A 21738-nucleotide genomic window follows, 5' to 3' on the forward strand; every position below is an offset into this window, starting at 1 on the left:
TTGAGCTACCTTTTTATAAACTATTATCAAAGTAAAAAGAATATAATACAACTCTTAATAGCCCAACTTGTATTACACATACTATTTAATAATTATTTTTTGCGTTTTAACAATACTATCCCCTACTCTTACATTAATTATATAAACACCTATAGCTATATTATTATCTATCACAAATTCTAAAACATTCGTATTAGTTACTTGATATTCTCGTTGTTTAATCTTGCTCCCAAATATATTGTATAACTCAAGTACTATTGGCTTATCATTCAAGGCACTTTTCAAATTTATAAATAGTGTTTCTCCCGAATTAACCGGATTTGGATAAATTAATATGTCTTTTATTTCAGATGTATCATCGATAATTTTAGTTTTCAATTGTAAGCCAGAATTTTTTACTGAAATAATCTCGATTGCGTTCACAATAGGATTCTCCGTACCATGAAGGAAACCTAGCTGTAAGGATCCGTCGGACACAGTAACAGGATAGCTCAGCATACCGCCAGAGCGGTGCCCGAACTCCGTGATAAGGTCAAGCCCATTGCGAACTACATTGCCCTCGACCGTTATGCCGAACACCCGTTCGCCAACTTCGTCCGTACACGAACAGAAGTTACCAACATATATGTTCACCCTATAATCGCCATTGGGAAGCGGAACGGAATATTGCATTTCAGGGGCGCCGGGACCGTCCCACCTTTCGTGCGAAAACAAAGAACCGTAGGTCGTTTGATCTATATAGGAAGGTATAGACGGGTCACGGTCAACATAGAGCATACCCGTGGCCGGCGCGGAAACACCGGTATTCACACTATACCCCGTACCGCTGTGCGCTCCACTGGGAGCTCCGCCGAGCCAATCGGGACCTCCGTCGGTAGACGGCACCGTTGGACCAGCGGACTTGATTCGGAAAACCACATCGCTATCCAACGGGGGAACTACGATTCCGGTCGTAACCTGCCATTCGAAATCTTCCACAGCGGATTCGGTGCCGCGCGTTACGGTAATACCTACAGCATAAAGTCCGTCAGCGGCGGGTCCGCCCAAGGCGGTACCCGTCGAAAGTATACCCGAAACAACACCCGTAGTGCCAGATATGGAAATGCCGGCGGGAAGACCCGTCGCAGAGAATGAAATCGGTTGTAATGGATCACCCCCCTGCGTATTCACTGTGAAAGTAGATTCCTCCCCTTCTACACTGATGCGGTTTGAAATAGAAGATACCGTAAGTGCATCATGAATGTGTGGCCCTGTGGTTCCCATAATCTCGATTGCGTTCACAATAGGATTCTCCGTACCATGAAGGAAACCTATCTGTAAGGATCCGTCGGACACAGTAACAGGATAGCTCAGCATACCGCCAGAGCGGTGCCCGAACTCCGTGATAAGGTCAAGCCCATTGCGAACTACATTGCCCTCGACCGTTATGCCGAACACCCGTTCGCCAACTTCGTCCGTACACGAACAGAAGTTACCAACATATATGTTCACCCTATAATCGCCATTGGGAAGCGGAACGGAATATTGCATTTCAGGGGCGCCGGGACCGTCCCACCTTTCGTGCGAAAACAAAGAACCGTAGGTCGTTTGATCTATATAGGAAGGTATAGACGGGTCACGGTCAACATAGAGCATACCCGTGGCCGGCGCGGAAACACCGGTATTCACACTATACCCCGTACCGCTGTGCGCTCCACTGGGAGCTCCGCCGAGCCAATCGGGACCTCCGTCGGTAGACGGCACCGTTGGACCAGCGGACTTGATTCGGAAAACCACATCGCTATCCAACGGGGGAACTACGATTCCGGTCGTAACCTGCCATTCGAAATCTTCCACAGCGGATTCGGTGCCGCGCGTTACGGTAATACCTACAGCATAAAGTCCGTCAGCGGCGGGTCCGCCCAAGGCGGTACCCGTCGAAAGTATACCCGAAACAACACCCGTAGTGCCAGATATGGAAATGCCGGCGGGAAGACCCGTCGCGGAGAATGAAATCGGTTGTAATGGATCACCCCCATGCGTATTCACTGTGTAAGCAGATTCCTCCCCTTCTACACTGATGCGGTTTGAAATAGAAGATACCGTAAGGGTAGTTTGTGCATCCAAACTCACAAATTCCCATTCGACTATATTATCTCCGCTATCAGGTAATACAGCTACATTATTATTTGGCTGAACTCCTAGATAGTGTCCACTGAGTTTACTAACTATATGAAATGCCCCATCACCGGTACTTCGTAATTCCCACAATTGAGCATCAGAGCTATTTCCTGTGTATTGCCATACATTTGTATTTGGAGCTATACTCGCCCAAGCCACATCTAAATATAATCCACTATTTAAATTCTTAAATTGGAAATAACCATTATCAACTAATTCGAGCTCGAATTGTTGATTTGGCAAATCTTGATACCACCCTACCATTATATTACTTTGGTTGATTAGTTCTGCATCAGAAACTTGTAATGTCAACCCAGAATTTCTGTTAACAATTTGATAATTATTTAACTGTGGAGTATTCACCGGTACTTCCATTTGATTAATCCATGTTTCTATAAGTGCTACACCTTTTAAATCTGATTGTTCTTTTGCCAAAGGAGGCATCATTATAGACATATTTGTACTTGCAGTTCTATGAAATAATTGTGATTTTGAGGCATCTCCTGGATACACAATTCTTTGATTTGATGGTAAACCATTCAATGTTTCATTCATTCCAGCAGTTAAAAGACCTGTTTGAGACAATGAATTAAATAAACGTAAATCAAAATTAGCCCTGTTTGCTGTAGCCGGTTGATGACAGTATGCACAATTCAAATCTAAATAAGATCTTGCTTTATCTTCAATACTGCCATTGACATCATCGATGGATGTATGAGTTAAAAAGCTAGGAGCATCTGCATCTGTAATTGTTTCATTTAATATACCTAAATGGCTTAATGTCACTAATTGATTTGCCACAACACCACCAGAAGAATGATTAGCATAATCATAATCCCTGTTCAAATAACGAGTTCTTGGTCCCAAGGTTCCTTTAGAAGTAACATTATGACAACTTATACACTCGCTATTGGATGGAAAGTGCCAAGTTTCTTGTCTAATTCCACCGTCAACCGTAGCGACCTGAATAGTCTCATCTAAACCAATTTCTTGTAAAACCGCATCTGTTTGAGAATTGTTCCAATTGTATGTAAAAAAATAAAACTTACCATCATCACCTTTTACGGAGAAACGAGTTTCCATTTTTTTAGTAGCATTAGGATTAGTGTCATCTATTGGGTAATCAAAATGTTTTATCAATACCGCACCAGTTGGAAAATCCCAAACCCCATTCTCTGAAAAAACTATCTGTTCTTCTAACGTATTATGGGTACCATCATTTGGAATGGCCATCCATCGTTTTTTGTTTGCTCCATCTGACCAAAAAGAATCAATCATATCGTAGGGGATAATACCACTATTTACAGTTAGGCTCTGCAAGTTTGAAAAAGCGCCTGTTTGAGATAATAACTGGGGCGCATTAATATTGCTTATCCCTGTTGCTGCCAATTTATATAAATTGACATTAGAGCCATATTTAAGTAAGTACAACTCTCCTTGATAATCCTGACCAAAGGAAATTATATTCTCAGGCCCAAAATTACCCAAAAGCTCATATTGACCGGTGCTAGTATTCACCGCCCAAATTTCATCTCCAATACCATAATCCGCACAAATATATTTCCCCTCTAACTCGGGAATTTCAGTTCCTCGATAAACATACCCCCCAATGATTGAATTAGCATCTGATCTAGGAAATTCTGTCAAAGGACCTTGGTGTAGCATATTATTATATAACTCGGAAATACAACTATTTAAAAAAATGTCTTTTCCTTCATAAAGTGGCCAACCATAATTTTTACCAGCTGCAAGCACATTTATTTCCTCATGGGTATTTTCCCCTACCTCTCCTATATAAAAAGTTCCGGTAGCCCTATCTTTTGTCAAACGATGGGGGTTTCTATGCCCCAAAGAATAATATTCTTCAAATACGCTACCATTCGAATTATTGAAAGGATTGTCGTTAGGTATAAAATAACCTTTACCAGAAACTTCATCTTCTTCACCTGCGCCTGATGATGACATTGTTCTAATTGGAGCGTGACTCAAAGAGCCTCCTACCATGTCTACATCAATCCTGAGAACACCTCCATCCAAGTTTTCTGAAATACTTTGCGCATTTATATAAGCAGCTTGATCTCCTGTAGAAAGATATAAAAATTGATCATCACCAAATTCCATACCTCCTCCCCGATGTGATGTATTATACATGCGTCTTTTAAGCATAGTGAAACGAGAACCAGAGACGTATGATAAGTTGATGGGATTAACCTCAAAACGTTCCAAGACAAGATAATTTCCATGAAAACGCTCTATACCACAGGAAAAACCTAATGGAGAATTTAATGTAGTATCAGGAGACTTAGTAGAATAATAAATATAAAAAAAATTCTTTCCTGAGGTTCCAAAAGATGGATGAATTGAAAGTCCTAAAAATCCTCCATCCCAAACAACTCCAACTTCATTCGATAGATTTATCAATAAGTTCTTTACTGTAGCATCTTCATTATCATCGAACCAATAAACTTTTCCATCTCTTTGACCTACTACAATACGCAGTTGATTTGGTACGGTTGTAAAATTTAAGGGTGAATCAAATCTTAAGTTGGGATATGCAGGTACATATGGTTGATCATTACTTGCTAAGCCTTGAAAATTTCCATTTAAGAATTTACCGATTGGTTCGACATCGCTAATGCCAGGTCCAAACAACATTGGACTAAAGCTCGTCAAAAATACAAGTAAGAAGATAATTAAAAATTGAACCCGTTGATAATTTTTCATAGATATAAAATTTCTATTTCGGGAACATTATAAAAATAGCCTGCAGTTTTAAAAAACTTAAACATTATTGCCTTTATTCGATTAAAGTCTAATTTATTCGATAAAATAAGCACTTAGTCAGAATAAACACATAACAACCTTATGATCAATGAAATATGTTATAGAATTAAGAATTAGTATATGAACCTATGAAAGCTATCGTAAAAGGGCAACAAAAATTGAGAAGTATTTCTAAACCTTTAGGTTATAATAATATAATAAATCAATTCAAGTAATTTATTTATTACCCATGACTCTTTTTAAAATTATACAATCACTTTTTTTTAAAGCTAGTAGATACTTAAAATTGCTTTGAGAATTAGGTAGTGAAAGCTGAAGAATGTAAAAACCATTGTCTATTTAATTTTTTACGAATAACATTTTGTAGAACATTCTTGCTATGCTTTTTCATGATTACAAATATTATAGAAGTTAATTATAGGTATCGCCAACTGGCTATAATCAATAATAGCTAAATCTTATAATTCACTTCGTACACCATTAGATTTATGCATAAAAAAAAGTGGTTCTATGTAAATCATAGAACCACTTTATATTCTTATTTGTAATAACGTTAATTATTTATAATCAAACGTTTTGAAACGGGTTCGTTGTTATTAAACAGTACTGTTATTACATATATCTCATTTCTGTAGATATCGGTAGGTATTATCATACTATTTTGCACAAACTCCTCTCCGGTAAATTGTCGTATTAATCTACCTGATACATCATGTATCGTAACACCTAAAATATCTTTCGCGTCAAAATTGTCGTTCATCAAAACTTGAACAGCGTTTGTTGACGGGTTAGGAGTCAGAATAAACTCAAAAGAAGGTTTTTCTAAAGGAGCATTTTCTGGTAAAACTTCTAAAGTCAAACTCGTTTCACCGATTAAGCCCTCTTCATCAGAGATAACGAGTGTTATTATATAATTACCTGGTTCATTAAACACATGAATTGGATTAGCTTCTGTCGAAGTAACACCATCTCCAAAATCCCAAGCGTAAGAAACAACCCCTACATCATCACTAGACTGATCACCTGTGAAAATAATTTCAACTAAAGCCTCCCCTATTTCAACACTTGAAGAAATTACAGCAATTGGCGCTAAATTAACACCACCCGTTACAGTGATTTCTACAGTAGATGTACCGGTTAACCCTTCGCTATCGGTAACAATTAACGTTGCAATGAATGTACCTGGCGTATTATAAATATACGTTGGATTTGCATCTGTTGATGTTTCACCATCACCAAAGTCCCATGCATATGAAACAATATCATTAACACCTGTAGATTGATTTCCAATAAACGACACTACTAACGGAGCTTCTCCACTAGTAACATCAGCTGAAGCAACAGCTGTAGGATATTCTACTGCAACACCACCAACGGTAATCTCAATAGTAGATGTTCCGGTTAACCCTTCACTATCCGTAACTATTAAAGTTGCATTGTACGTACCCGGAATATTATAAGTATATGTTGGGTTCGCCTCTGTTGATGTTTCTCCATCACCAAAATTCCAAGCGTATGAAACAATATCATTTACACCTGTTGATTGATCTCCTGTAAACTGAACATCTAAGGGCGCATTTCCACTAGTAACATCAGCTGAAGCCACAGCTGTAGGATTATCTCCAACTACACCATTAACAGTAATCTCAATAGTAGATGTTCCGATTAACCCTTCACTATCCGTAACTATTAATGTTGCATCAAAAGTACCCGGAGTATTATAAGTATATGTTGGGTTTGCCTCTGTCGATATATCACCATTGCCAAAATCCCAAGCATATGAAACAATATCATTAACACCTGCAGATTGATCACCAGTAAACTGAACCCCTAAAGGCGCATCACCTTGTGTCACGCTAGCTGAGGCAACGGCAACAGGAGTTTGATCTGCTGTTACTATAATTTCAACAGTCGTAGCATCTTCTAAATCACCAGCATCAGTTACTACCATAGTAACTATATAAGTACCTTCTGTAGTAAATGTATACGTTGGGTTAGCCTCTATTGATGTTTCTCCCAATTCAAATGTCCACAAATAAGATACTACACCTACATCATCAGTTGACTGATCACCAGTAAATTGAACTTCTAAAGGTGCATCACCTGTCATTACATTAGAAGAGGCAACAGCAACTGGAGCTTGATTGTCCGCTGTTACGGTAATATCAATTGTTGTTGTGCTCTCTAGTCCTTCTATATCGGTAACTGTTAATTCTACTGTATAGACACCTATATCATTAAAGGTATGAGTTGGATTAGCCTCTGCGGAAGTTTCACCTGGCTCGAACGTCCATAAATATGTTTCAACCCCTACATCATCAGTAGACTGATCTCCCGTAAATTCAACTTCAAGAGGAACAATACCACCCGTAACATTTGAAGATGCAACTGCAACCGGAGCTTGATTAGGCGCGGTTATCGTTATTTCTAATGTTGCTGTGTCTTCTAAACCACCAGCATCGGTTACTGTTAACGTAACATTGTAAACTCCTGCAGTAGTAAATGTATAAACTGGGTTCTCAAGTGCAGATGTTTCCCCTGGCTCGAATGTCCATAAATAAGACACTACGCCTACGTCATCTGTAGACAAATCACCAGTAAATGAAATATCAATAGTAGCTTCACCACCATTCAAATCAGAAGATGCCTCAGCAACAGGTGCTCCATTAACATCAATGATAATAGTATCGGCAACATCTGTATAACCGTCACCATCTTCAATTGTTAAAATAACATTATATGAACCACCATCTTCAAATGTGTATACTGGATTAGCTTCATTTGAAGTATCACCATTGCCAAAATCCCATAGATAAGACACTATATCATTTTTGTCATCGGTAGAACCAGCACTAGAAAATTGTACCGTAAGGTCTTCATTACCTGCTAGGACATCTGCAGTTGCATTTGCAACAGGAGCAAAACCTGTTCCCAAAAATTGCCACTTAAAGAAATCGGTGGTGTCATCTGTCGCAATGCTTACATTACCTTCAGTACCCGAAGCATCCTCTGCCCTCAAATACGTGTTATTGGTAAAGTTGGCATTTGCAATGGCACTGATAATATAGTAGCTACCGTCGCCAGCCTCCACAATATCCCATAGTTGGGCAAAATTAGGATCTGGACTTAAGGATGGATAGGACCAAATATTGGTATTAAGGCTTGATGGACCTCCCTGCTTATCCAAGTATAAATCACCCCTTGTTGGATCAGGAACCACTAATTTCAATCTGTAAAGACCGTTTATAGCAGCTATCAACTCAAAATGTTGATACTCTTCGTTAAGATAGTCCCCTGTTACCATATTAGTCTGCCAAACGTTCGCCCCAGCAATTGGCATTAAATTCTCCCCATTCCCTGAATTACGCAGTTGGTAGATTCCAGGCCTTGGTGCTCCATTATCGCCACCATCGTTGTCATAGTTAAAACCTGATATGGTAGTTCCAACACCTGCGATGTATGTTGCATCGTTGAATGGAGCAACTACAACTGCCTCGATTTCAAATTCCTGCACGCCATCGGCGTCCAAATCATCCAATCCAGTTACAGTAACCGTTTGAGGTGTATCCCAATTTGTGGTCGTAAATACAAGTTGCGTAATATCCAAATTAATTTCATCGGCATTCATTAAAACATTGATTCCAATATTCACATTCCCCGTAGGAGCGCTACTTAAGACTACATCAAAAGAATCTGTATCACCATCTTCATCTGTATAGACCAATTCTGGAGTAATGTTCACACCCGCATTGCTCAACTGGCTGATATCCTCAAAACGCCATTTATAGCGGTCGCTACCATCATTTATGTTTACATATACATTATTAGTTCCGGTCGAGACACCTAAATAGTGACCTCCCCGCTCACTTATAATAGAAAATTGACCTGTACCATCACCGACAATACGCCATAATTGCGCCAAATTATTGGTGTTTTCAGCATAATCATACTGCCAAACATTCGTATTTGGCGTAGTTACACCTCCCTGTACATCTATTGCCAAACCACTATTCTGAGCCACTAGAGCGTAAAGACCGTCACCTCTAAAAATAAGCTCAAACTGCTCATGTGAAGCGCCTTCGTATAGTCCCGTCTCTATATTATCTCGCCACGCCAACCCTGCTGCAGCGACCTCCATAGATTGATTGTTGCCAACATTTATTAAACGATAAATACCGGACGTAGGTGGACATGCCAAACTACCTTCATCGTCTTCATTATAGCCTTCTAGACTTTTAGAAAAACCAGCGTAATTTGCATCACTAAGAGCAGAATTTACAACTACACCAATACCAAAATATTGAACGCAATCATCATCAGCATCGTCTTGCCCTGTAACTGTAACCACTTGAGGTGTTGCCCAATTGGTTGCAGTAAATATCAATGTTGCAGGTGCTACAACGAATTCATCAACTTCACCTATTTGCGTAAGGTCAATTTCTACATCAGTTACCGGTGCGGCACTTAGCGAGACATTAAAAGTGTCCGCTAAACCACCTTCGTTAGTAACAACTACCGTTTTGCTCAATTCTAACCCAAATGTCAAAGGCGTTGCACTCGGCGTTTCAAATTGCCATCTAAAACGGTCTATATTGTTAAGGTCATACGTTAAAATGGCAACGTTTCCATTAGATTCTAATGTGAGGTAATCACCATTTACACGGCTGATTATAAAATAGGTCTGAATACCATCAACGATATCATCTGGAATTATCTCCCATTGCTGTGCGAAAGTATTAGGATCATTATTCCATATCCAAACATTTTCTTGAAAGTCTGCATCAGCAGGTCTTCCATTAACGTCGAGATAACGTGCACTAAACACTGGAGTAAACCTGTAAAAATTAGTAGTACTTGCATTCTCCAACACCCAATGTTGATAATCCAACCCTTGATACCCTTGCTCTACCGCATTCGCACCAAGCTGATTCTCCCCGTCGGCTACTCCCAAGGTACCCTTGGTCTCAAAATTCACCAAGCGATAAGTACCTAAAGCAGGCACATCAGCAGGTTCTTGCAGCCCATTTATCCAAAGTTGAAGTAAAGCTACGCCCTCGGCATCTATAATGCCCTTGGATACAGGAGGCATTTTCACACCTGCCGTTAAGCTGTTGGCCCTGTGGTATAATTGTGAATTGGCTGCGTCTCCAGGAACCACAATGCGATTAATCGTAGGTTCTCCAGGAATATTATTACCTATAGCCGTAAGCATCGCTGTCTGAGCTAAGGTATTGATTAGTCGCAAATCTATTTCTGAACCATTACCTGTAGCAGGTTGATGACAGTAAGCACAATTATTGTCTAAGTAAGAACGCGCCTTTTCGTCGGTAGAACCATTTAAATCGTCGATTGCAATATGGGTCAAATATCCTGGCGTATCGTTATCCGTAATGTTAACATTTAAAATACCCATTTCACTAAGAGTAACTAATTGGTTACCAACTTCCCCGTTGGGGTCATGCGTAGAATAATCATAATCACTATTCAAATTTCGAGTACGCAAACCTAACGTACCACCCAATGCAGAACTGTGGCATTGGATGCATTGTGCATTGGAAGGGTATAACCAATCTACAGTATCTGGAGCACCGCCACGAGTTACGTTGATTGTAGCCGTGTCGCCAATTCTCATATCTACCAATTCGGCATCTGATTCATCTGCCCTCCATTTGTAAGTCAAAAAGTAAAATTCACCATTATCTGCTTTAATTGAAAAACGTGTCTCAATTTTGCGTGTGGTAGGCGTTGCAGCCTCATCAATAGGAAAATCAAAATGCTTTATAATTACAGAGCCATCAGGGAAGTTCCAAATACCATTCTCGGTCCATTCTACTTGTTCGGCCGGTGTGTTGTGCGTACCATCGTTTGGTACTCCAATCCATCTTCTTTTCAAAGCACCATCAGACCAAAAGGATTCAATCATCTCGTAAGGTACAAAACCGGAGGTCGTGCTTAATTCTTGAATATCTGAGAAATCATTTAATGCACCCGTATTAAATACACCCGTATCTGATAATAATGCAGGAGCAGGTAATGTGCTTGATTCTGTTAAACGAAAAATTCCGCTATCCCCACCAGCACCTAAAGTAAGCATGTAAAGTTCCCCACTGGTGTCCTGACCAAAAGAAATAACTTGTCCAGGACCTACGCCCAAACTTTCTTTACTACCCCCTTGGGTGTTAATAGCAAAAAGCTGATTCGTCAAATAATCAGCGGCGATATAACGCCCCTGATATTGTGCAATACTACCATTGTATACATAACCACCTATGATCGAACCTGCCTGATCACGAACAAAATCAGTTAAAGGACCTTCATGAGGTGCATTGTTGTATAATTGGGTAAGACCACAATTTCGTGTATGCGGAGCATTTCCCTCCCATAGAGGCCAACCATAATTATTACCTGCAGTTTCAGGAACATTACGCAATACATTGATTTCTTCATGCGTAGACTCCCCAACTTCACCAATATATAAATCTCCAGTAGCGGTGTCCATAGTTAAACGATGCGGACTTCTGTGCCCAATAGTATAGTATTCTTCAAATACAGGACTGGTAACATCGGTTAATGGAACATTAAAAGGATTGTCATTTGGGATAAAATAAAATTCGCCGGAAGTTTCTAAACCTTCACTAGCAAGAAAGCCTGGAGTACCCGTATTCGTATTACCAACACCTGGATCTTGTAAAAATCTCTTAGGAGCATGACTTATTGTACCTCCAATCATATCAACATCCAAGCGCAACACACCTCCGTCCAAGTTATTTGCAATGTCCTGTGCAGGAGAATAGCTTGCTTGATCACCTGTAGTAAGATATAAATAATTGTCCGGTCCAAAAGTCATGCCTCCACCACGGTGGGTAGTATTATATAATTCCCGACGTATCATGATTTCACGACTACCCGCAACAAGCAACATAGTAGCTGGGTCTACTCTAAATCGCTCCAACAACAAATAGTTACCACTAAAATCTTCTTTACCACAAGAAAACCCTTGTGAATTACCCAAAGCATTGTTGGCAGCATTGGTGGTGTAGTACACAAAAAAGAAATTTTTGTTAGTATCCACTCCAAAATCCGGATGTATTGCCAATCCCAAAAATCCACCGTCCCAAACGGCTCCTTCGTTAATGTCGCCAATTTCATCAGACCAATTGACTATTAGATTTTCCTGTGCGGCGTTATTATTATCATCTATCCAATAAATTTCACCGTTCAATTGCCCAACAACGATTTTGTTATCATTGGGTACAGGATTAAACGTGATTGGCGAATCGAACTGTAGATTTGGAAAAGCGGGCGTAAAAGCAGGTGCTCCTACACCACTTACCGGAAAATTAGTATTAACCTCAATATCAAATGACTCTACGTCCACTATACTAAGACCAGGTCCCATAAACATAGGACCAAAACTCAGAGCCATAAAAACAAAACCAGTTATACCAATAACTAGAGCAGATTGTTTTATTGTATTTAAGTTCAATGGGTAATTTCTTTTCATCTTTAATATTTTATAACTGAACAAATTCAATTTTACTTTACAAAAAAAACCTATAATAACTTAGCAACAGATTAATATCGTTCAACTTCATATATATACGTTTAATTTACAGGGTGCAAATTTACCTTAACCTTGCGACAAAATAAATTCGATTTGGTTAAATTACTTACTAACCCACAATATTATCAAATAGTGCACGTTTTCTATAAAGAATTGGAGGAATGGCAGAGTGGTCTATTGTAGATAATAATGTATTTTATTATTGAGGTTAACGCCTCCGAGGGTTCGAATCCCTTCTTCCTCCGCTATAAAAGCCCGTTAACTACGGGCTTTTTTTTATACCAAGAAAGCAAAGTTAATTACTAAATTTGAGCATATAATCGATGATATAGTCGAATTGAACAAATTTAAAATACATGCCTTTGAAATTCAATAATATTTAGTCAATTTTAAATAATATATTTTTTAAAAAATGTCAGAAAAAATCGCATTTATTGGAGCTGGGATAGCGACAAGTTATACCTTAATTCCTTTGTTAGATAATATTGAAAAGGAAGAACACATCAATGAAATAGAAATTTTCATTATAGATAAGAGTAATGATTTCTTTAAAGGTATGCCTTATGGTAATCGTTCTGGAAAATCAGTTCTTTTAATACAGGATCTAAAGAACTTCATTACAGAACCACATAGAACACATTTTAAGAATTGGCTAGATGCCAACCTTAATCAACTTGTAGAGGAATTTATCGAAAATGGTGGAATGTATGCTACAAAGTGGGCAGAAATAAACAGCCCCCTATTTAAAAAAGGAGAATGGGATGATTTATATATTCCTAGATTTTTCTTCGGCAAGTATATTAACCAAGAGGTATTGGGACGAATAGATAAGTTAGAAGGCGAAAAAAAACTAAAAATAACTTACATTCAAAAAGAAACAAGTAACATCACCAAAAAAGCAGATAATTTTCAAATTAATTTTATAGACAATACTTTTATTTCTTCAAATAAAATAGTGCTTTCTATAGGTTCATTACCCTATAAAAAATTATTTAACGGCGAAATAAAGAATCATAATAATAGCCTCTACATAAAAGAACCATATGGTTTAGGAATGGAGAAAAATATGGAACAAATTTCAAGTTTCATAAATCGTCGTAAATCAAAAAAACTAAAAACAAAAATTGCAGTTTTAGGCGCAAATGCAAGTGGTTTAGAAATGATTTACAAAATCTGTGATAAGTTAAATATTGATGAATATGATACGTCATTTAAAACCCTCTCATCACATGGTGTAATGCCTGACGGAACATTTGATTCAATTAAGGCAAAACAATTTAAGGCAAAACATTTAGAATTACTTGCCGAAAAAAATAATTTGACCGCCAAAACTATTGCAGAAGCAGCTCACAAAGATATTGATGAAGCTGAAAAACAAGGTTTAGGTGCAGCTACAACCGTTGGTATTATTTCTAAAGGTTTTGGTATTTTACTCCCAAGTTTGAGCAATGAAGAGTTATTAAATTTTGCATGTTTTCATGGTAATCAAATCGGTAGACGACAGCGTTGCGCTGGCAATCACTATCTATCTGTAGTCGAAGAACTGTCAAATCGTGAAAGATTTGAACATATTAAAGGTCGTTTTCAAAGTCTTTACGAAAGTTCAGATGGTTTGACCATGACTTATAGTAACAGCAAGGCTAAAGAGACTATCGAAGATTCTGAAACTTTTAATATTGTTATTAATTGTCTTGGGAGCGTAGACTTAAATTCCAATGATTTATCCCCATTCTTTAAAAATCTTATTAATACCGGTCTATGTGAGCCAAATTTATCTAAAATAGGGTTCAAAGTGGATGCAAACATGCAAGCTTCAGAAAACCTGTTTATCGCTGGGCCACTTTTAGCTGGCAACCAAATTGAGGATAAAATCTTTTGGCATTTGGAACATTGTGCTAGAATTATTTGGAGTAGTGACATTTTAGCCAATAAAATCTTCGAAAACATTTAACAAGTATCCAAATCATTTAAATTAATATAATTTCATTTACAATTAATTTAAGATTTAATTGAGCTAAAATCTGGCTTGACATTATCTATCTTTGGCGCGTAATGTTAACACGCGCCATCTATAAATGAACATCAATCCTAAATTAAATTTTTGGGTCTTTTTATTTGTTATTTTTTTTAATAACCCAATATTCGCACAGGTTTCTTATCAAGAAGCCTTCCCAAATCTTTCATTCAATTTCCCTACCGAAATACAACCTAGTATAGACGGTACTAATCGCATGTTTGTCGTAGAGCAACCTGGGATAATAAAAGTATTTCCGAATAAAGAAAATGTTACTGCACAAGAACAAAGTACATTCTTAGATATTTCTTCAACAGTTTCTTATAGTGCTGGTCAAGAAATCGGACTTTTAGGTCTTGCTTTTCACCCTAACTACAGTACTAATGGTTACATTTTTGTTTATTATATAGACCAACCTAGTAATTATAGAATTAATATTGCTCGTTATACTGTTAACAGCACTAACCCTAACTTGATTGACGCTGATTCAAGAACAATTATTGCGCAATTCACTAAAAACCAATCAGATTCGAACCATAACGGTGGTAAAATTGCTTTTGGTCCAGATGGTTATCTGTACATCTCTATTGGTGATGGCGGCGGCGGCGGAGATCCACAAGGAAATGGACAAAATTTAAATACCGTTTTTGGAAGTTTACTTAGAATCGACATTGATCTTGATGATAATAATCCGGTAGAAACAAACACAGAACTTCCAAATGGCAATTATGAAATACCTTCGGATAATCCAAGAGTGGGTCAATCAGGATTAGATGAGCTGTATGCCTGGGGTATTAGAAATACCTGGAAATTCTCTTTTGACCCCACTGGTAACCTTTGGGGATCAGATGTAGGTCAAAATTCATACGAAGAAATAAATATAATTACCAGAGGTGGTAACTATGGTTGGAACAGGTTTGAGGCAAATACAGAACCAAGTTATGGAAGCGAAACAGCACTCTCTTCATCACCCGATAGTAAACCCATATTCTTTTATGACCACAGTGCATCCGATGTTTCAATTACAGGAGGCTATACCTACAGAGGATCGTTAACTAGTAATAGTTTAAAGAATAAATATATTTATGGTGACTATGTTTCTGGTCGTGTATGGGCTTTAACATATAATGCAGCCAACGGAAGTACAACCAACGAACTACTCTTTAAAACCAACGGAGAATTCATTTCCTCATTTGGTGAAGATGAAGCTGGTGAATTATATTTTTCTGATTATGGGGCGAATGCTAAACTATTTAAATTAACAGAAACGATAACAGGTCCTGTAACAACTCCTGTAAACGGAATAGGAGAATGGAAATCACTATCCTCAGGTACAGATGGTATTGTTCAATCTATTACATCATCTACTAATGGCACTAGTTATATTGCTGGATCCTTTAATTCTGCCGGCGGTATTAGTGCATCAGACCTAGCAACTTTAAGTATTACAGAAGTGTGGGTATCACTTGGTAGTGGCATAGAAGGTTCTGTTCTAGCAACAGCTTTATCTCCCGACGGAACTCTTTACATTGCAGGTGATTTTACTATAGTAAACGGCATTGAAGCTAATAATATCGCGAAGTGGAACGGCACTACTTGGTCAGCCTTGAGTTCTGGTACAAACGGACCAATCTCAACCATGGCTTTTAATGAAAACGGGACTTTATTTGTAGGTGGGGTATTTACAACTGCCGGTGGCTTGAATGCCAATAATATCGCTACATGGGAGAATGAATCTTGGAGCTTACTTACCGATGCTACGACGAATATTTCAGGTACCAACAATGAGGTACGATCTATACATATAGATGGTAATAACAGTGTCTATATTGGTGGAAATTTTGATACTGCCGGCGGAATAGCAGCAACAAGAATTGCCTTATGGAACGGCTCTAATTGGTCTTCTCTCGGTTCTGGCACTAGTGGATTTGTACAAGCCATGGATACTGCAGGTGACTATTTATATGTAGGAGGTAATTTCGCCATTGCCGGAGATAAAACTGTAAATAGAATAGCCCGGTACCATAAAAACAATAACACTTGGGAAGCTTTAGGAACTGGAGTAAGTGGAAATGTAAACGCAGTTACCAGCAGTGGAACTTATATATATGTTGGTGGTACATTTGATACGGCAAGTGATAACGGTACAGTTGACAAAGTAGTGAATAATATTGCTCGCTGGAGTAAGGAAAATGGCTGGCAAGCTTTAGGCACAACTACAAATGTCGGGGTAAATACTAGAGTTAATGCTTTACAGTTTATCAAGAATGAGACCGAACTTTTGGTGGGTGGCAATTTTACTACCGCAGGAAATATCAATGCCAATAATATTGCCAAATGGGGAATGGTTTTTTGTACTGACGAAAGTGTAATACCTGAATATTTGATTGATGGTACTTGGGATAGTAGCAGCGATAACTTAACTATTACTGAAGGAGATGCCATAACCTTAAGCATTTTACCTAATGACATTTCTTTTACCATCACTTTACCTGGAGGTTCTGTCGTAAACAATGATTATGTGATAGAGAATGCAAACACTTCACAATCTGGTACATATACTTTTACAACGTCAGAAGGCTGCACTACAGATTTTATATTGACAATAGCTAGCGCAAGTAATGATGGAGATGATGATGGCGATGGAGTAATTAACACCAATGATTTATGTCCGAATACCGCAGCGGGCGCAACTATAGACACCAATGGCTGTTCTAGTTCACAATTAAATAATGATGGAGATGATGATGGCGACGGTGTATTAAATATAACTGATATTTGCCCAAATACCCCTAATGGTGAAATTGTAGATGAAAATGGGTGTACGGTAACGTCATATCCTGCTAATCAGTTTAAAATTACTTCAACGGGTGGTTCTTGTATTGGTTCAGATAACGGATCTATATTCATTGAATCTTTAAGCGATGAAGAATTTAATGCTATTATTACCGGCGAAGGTGAAAATAGAACTATTGACTTTATTAAAACATTAACTATTGCCGACTTGGCCAAAGGGGAATATAATTTATGTATATCTTCTAGCACCTCTACCAATTATCAAAATTGTTCTAAAATAATTATTACCGAACCTTTACCCTTAAGTGTACTTTTAGACTTCGATGCTTTGACCAACAGCGTCAACTTAAAAATGAGTGGTGCCGATGAATACAACGTTGAAATAAACGGTAAAAATTTTCAAACTAGAAAAGAAAAAATCAACTTACCGTTGTTAGATGAAATTAATACAATAAGTGTTCATACAAATCAACTTTGTCAAGGGGAATTTGAAGAAACGATATACTTGGGAACGACTCCAATAATTTATCCGAATCCGGTTGGTAATAGTCTATCAATAGATTTAAAAACTCTTACAATAGATAAGATTGAAATAGCTATTTTTACAGAAGCAGGAGTTTTAGTACATTCAGACAACTATAAAGTTGAACAATCAACCATTGAAATTAATACTAGCTTATTAAGCTCAGGTATTTATTTTTTAAGATTGAAGAATGATGACTTCAATAAATCCTTCAAACTTTTAAAACAGTGAAAAAAAGCGGATTTTTAGTTTTCCTATTATTAATACTTCAATCGTGCGGTGTAGATTCAGATGTTTTGGAATACGCCAAAGATCAAATAAACATCACCCTTATCTTCCCTGAAGATGACTCTGAATGTACCGAAGGAATCATCGTTTCCGATACACAAAGCGAGCTAGTCTTTGAGTGGTCAGATGAAAATGATAATAGTCCGTATATCGTACATTTAACGAATGTTGTAAGTGCACAGACAGAATTAATAGAAAGTGATGATACTGACGTTGCCATTACCCTAGATCGCGGCGTAGCCTATTCATGGTTCGTAACAGGAAAGATTAATAGTACTAGCGAAATCTGGAATTTCTATAATGAAGGACCAGGTTTAGAGTCTGCAGTACCCTATCCTGCTACAGCTATCTCCCCTGTTTCAGGAGCTTCAATATCGCAAACTAGCACATCGGTTAACCTAATTTGGAATTCAGAAGATCCTGATGACGACATTATTTCTTATGATTTATTTTTTGGTGAAGCAAAAGACCCTCAACTTTATGGAACAGATCTCACAGAAACTAGATTTAATGATATACCGGTGGAAGCAGATAAAACCTATTATTGGAAAATTATAACCAAAGATAGCATCGGTAATGAATCTACCTCTGAGGTCTTTACCTTTTCTGTAGGTTAATGTATTTTATAAACTGTATTAGATTTCTCAGTTAGTTATAAAAAAAGCCCCTTTAGTAATTACTAAAGGGGCTTTATATATGATGTATTCTTATTAGAATTCTAGTATCACAAACTCAGAACGTCTGTTAACTGCATGCTTTTCTTCAGGACAATAAGTATTGTCATCACACTCGTTTAATAGTTGAGTTTCACCGTAAGCCTCTGTTGTCAACTTATCGGCTGATACTCCTTTAGACAGTAAATAGTCTTTAGTTTTATCGACCCTGCGCTGCGATAGCCAGTCATTATATTTCGAGGTTCCTCGGGAATCGGTATGAGAGGTTATTTTCAAAGTTAATGTTGGTATTTCTTCTAAAACCTGAACTAAAGAATCTAACACCTTTTTAGATGAAGAATTAACTACCGAAGAATTTAATCCGAAATAAACATTTCCTAGATTCTCAATTCTAGACTTAATTTCTGTCTTACGCTTATTAATTGCATCAACTTTAGCTTTCTCAGCTGCAGCCAATGCATCTTCTTCTTGTTGTTTTTTGAGTCTCTCTGCCAATAACAGTTCGTCCTTTAAACGGTTAACTTCATTGATGGAATCTCTTTGACGTTGTTTCTCTTTCTCGATAGCTGCTAGAAGCTCAAGTTTTTCCTCGCCTCGTTTAGAAAGTCCTTTCTCTATACCGAATTGATAAACAACTCCAGCTGCATGTTGTATATGGTTGGTAGCGCCTTCACCTTGGCTCATAGCCCATTTACCAGTAGAGTTAAAATCTAACCCCCAACGATCCGAAAACCATGTTCTAAAACCAACAACTGCATTATAAGTACCTCTCCCTTTATTATTTGCATCTGTATACCCAGCACCGATACCTACATAGGGATCAAACCAACCTGTCTGACCAATAATCTTATTAATATCATAAGTTACTCTACCATCAATACCAAAATAACTGATATTTTCAGAAATAACTTCTGCATCAATAATTTTACCTTCTTTATATTGGTTATAGGTACCAACAGCTTCTAAACCTAAACCACTTTTAAAATACCTTCCAATACTTACTCTAGAAGGAAATGGTACGATATTCCATTCATCACTAACATTAAAAATACCGTTAAAAACATTACCTGAATCATCTACAGCGTTTAAGCCGACACCGAAAATCCAAGAGCTCTGTACAATACTATCCTTTGCCGTTATTTGAAGCTCATCTTGGGCGAAAGTGACAGATGAGAACATAAGCAGTACTAAAAAACTAAAAACAGTTGTAGTTTTCATAAATGATAATTTGGGGTTATAAAATGTAAAATTAGTTGTAGGTGAGCTGCTTAGCAAATAATTACTTTATACAGCAATAAAAATCGTTTGATAGTTGAATGTAGAATAATTATCGACTAATTACTTTTGAATTTTTAGAGTTTTTGTACTTAAAGGCAACTTGTAGATGCTGAAAGGACTCACAATAAAAGTATTTTCTTCTTTAGATGCTATAGTTTTCATCTTATGAATCTGCAAATAATCAGCCTTCTCACTCAGCTCTAAATCAGCATAGTTAGACGCTGTACTATCACCACACCAAATGAGAATCATTTCGGTGTTAAAATCTATTGAAGGCGGAGTCAATCCAGGTTTTCTGGTCCGGTTTATTTTACCGTAAAAAGCGTTCAATTCTTTTTGATTCTTTATTAAAAGATACTCCTCTTGCTCAAAGCCGCTGTAATTCTCATTTAAAATAAGTTCCATACCCGTATCATTAGATTCTTGCAAACTACTTTGAGCAGTGCTCTTACAAGAATTCAGCTGAATTATAGCTAAGAGAAAAAAACAAGTAAAATATTTAAACATTTTTGAATCTTCCTTTATAAGCCCTTTCATATACTTCTTCGTAAAGCGGAACCACTTTTTGAATATCAAAACGCTGTGCTTCTTTTAAGGCATTAAGTTTAAATCTTTCTAAAACGCTATCATTCTTTAAAATGGTAACGGCCTTAGCTGCCATATCATTAATATCACCTACGTCACTTAAAAATCCGCTAACGCCTTCTGTATTTACTTCTGGTATACCACCAGCATTACTAGAAATCACCGGGACTTTATTTATCATCGCCTCAAGAGCTGCTAGTCCGAAACTTTCTGATTCTGATGGTAATAGAAATAAATCTGAAAAGCATAGAATCTTATCAATCTCATTACTATTCCCTAAAAATATAACCTTATCTGCTATACCTAATTCTTCACATAAACGTTCGGCACCTTCTTTCTCAGGTCCTTCACCGACCATAATAAGTTTTGAAGGAATTTGAAGTTGAATTTTACTGAATATTTTAATTACATCAGGTATACGCTTTACTTTTCTAAAGTTACTTATATGCGTCACTATGCGCTCACCTTCGGTTGCCATGTTAGACCTTTGGCAATCGGTAAAAGATGTACTATATTTTTTAGCATCGATAAAATTAGGGATGACTTCTATATCGCCTTTAATGTCAAAAGTATCTAAAGTACCTTGTTTTAAACTTTCAGAAACCGAAGTAACCACATCAGACTGATTAATACTAAAAGTAACTGCAGGTTTATAAAAAGGGTGTTTACCTACTAAAGTAATATCGGTACCATGCAATGTTGTAATCATAGGTACGTAAATACCCTCTTCTTCTAGCATTTTCTTCGCCATATACCCAGCATATGCATGTGGTATAGCATAGTGTACATGTAGTAAATCTATTTTATGAAGCTTAATGGTATCAACTAACTTACTAGATAATGCAAGTTCATAAGGCTGATAATGAAACAGTGGATATTCGGGCACATGAACTTCATGAAAGAATATTTTATTACTCAACAACTCTAAACGAACAGGTTGTTTATAAGTAATAAAATGAATTTCATGACCTCTATTTGCCAATGCAATTCCTAATTCTGTTGCGACAACACCACTACCACCAAAGGTAGGGTAACATACTATTGCTATTTTCATTACAACAAAACTACCTTT

8 protein-coding genes and 1 tRNA gene are annotated in these 21738 nt (G+C 37.5%); 4 read left to right on the forward strand and 5 right to left on the reverse strand.

The window, feature by feature from the left end:
* Positions 1–81: 81 nt before the first annotated feature.
* Together ACJJVT_RS08780 and ACJJVT_RS08785 are read right to left on the reverse strand one after the other, a co-directional pair.
* Positions 82–4833, reverse strand: a complete 4752-nt coding sequence (locus ACJJVT_RS08780) for a PQQ-dependent sugar dehydrogenase (protein ID WP_405397996.1) — start codon at positions 4831–4833, stop codon at positions 82–84.
* 664 nt (positions 4834–5497) lie between these two features.
* Complete coding sequence (locus ACJJVT_RS08785; RefSeq protein WP_405397998.1) at positions 5498–12448, reverse strand: PKD domain-containing protein; 6951 nt, start codon at positions 12446–12448, stop codon at positions 5498–5500.
* Between the two features lie 215 nt (positions 12449–12663).
* On the opposite strand from ACJJVT_RS08785, the gene ACJJVT_RS08790 reads away from it, so the two are divergent.
* The 4 genes from ACJJVT_RS08790 (at position 12664) to ACJJVT_RS08805 (ending at position 18746) form a co-directional block, all read left to right on the forward strand.
* A tRNA-OTHER gene (locus ACJJVT_RS08790) sits at positions 12664–12753 on the forward strand.
* Between the two features lie 167 nt (positions 12754–12920).
* Complete coding sequence (locus ACJJVT_RS08795; RefSeq protein WP_405398000.1) at positions 12921–14459, forward strand: FAD/NAD(P)-binding protein; 1539 nt, start codon at positions 12921–12923, stop codon at positions 14457–14459.
* 124 nt (positions 14460–14583) lie between these two features.
* A complete protein-coding gene (locus ACJJVT_RS08800; RefSeq protein WP_405398002.1) occupies positions 14584–18072 on the forward strand; it encodes a PQQ-dependent sugar dehydrogenase in 3489 nt (1162 codons plus the stop codon).
* Positions 18069–18746, forward strand: a complete 678-nt coding sequence (locus ACJJVT_RS08805) for a hypothetical protein (protein WP_405398004.1) — start codon at positions 18069–18071, stop codon at positions 18744–18746. The genes ACJJVT_RS08800 and ACJJVT_RS08805 overlap by 4 nt, the downstream gene beginning before the upstream one ends.
* A 93-nt stretch (positions 18747–18839) precedes the next feature.
* Here ACJJVT_RS08805 and ACJJVT_RS08810 read toward each other — a convergent pair whose 3' ends face one another.
* The 3 genes from ACJJVT_RS08810 to bshA form a co-directional block, all read right to left on the reverse strand.
* Entirely contained in the window at positions 18840–20021 is a 1182-nt protein-coding gene (locus ACJJVT_RS08810; RefSeq protein WP_405398006.1) for an OmpA family protein, read from the reverse strand.
* Positions 20022–20141: 120 nt separating this feature from the next.
* Complete coding sequence (locus ACJJVT_RS08815; protein ID WP_405398008.1) at positions 20142–20486, reverse strand: hypothetical protein; 345 nt, start codon at positions 20484–20486, stop codon at positions 20142–20144.
* Positions 20487–20580: 94 nt separating this feature from the next.
* The gene (gene bshA, locus ACJJVT_RS08820; RefSeq protein WP_405398010.1) at positions 20581–21720 is read right to left on the reverse strand and encodes an N-acetyl-alpha-D-glucosaminyl L-malate synthase BshA; all 1140 of its coding nucleotides are present in this window, start codon (positions 21718–21720) and stop codon (positions 20581–20583) included.
* Positions 21721–21738 lie beyond the last annotated feature (18 nt).

This window comes from Maribacter sp. Asnod2-G09 (assembly GCF_045063795.1).
Taxonomy (GTDB): domain Bacteria; phylum Bacteroidota; class Bacteroidia; order Flavobacteriales; family Flavobacteriaceae; genus Maribacter.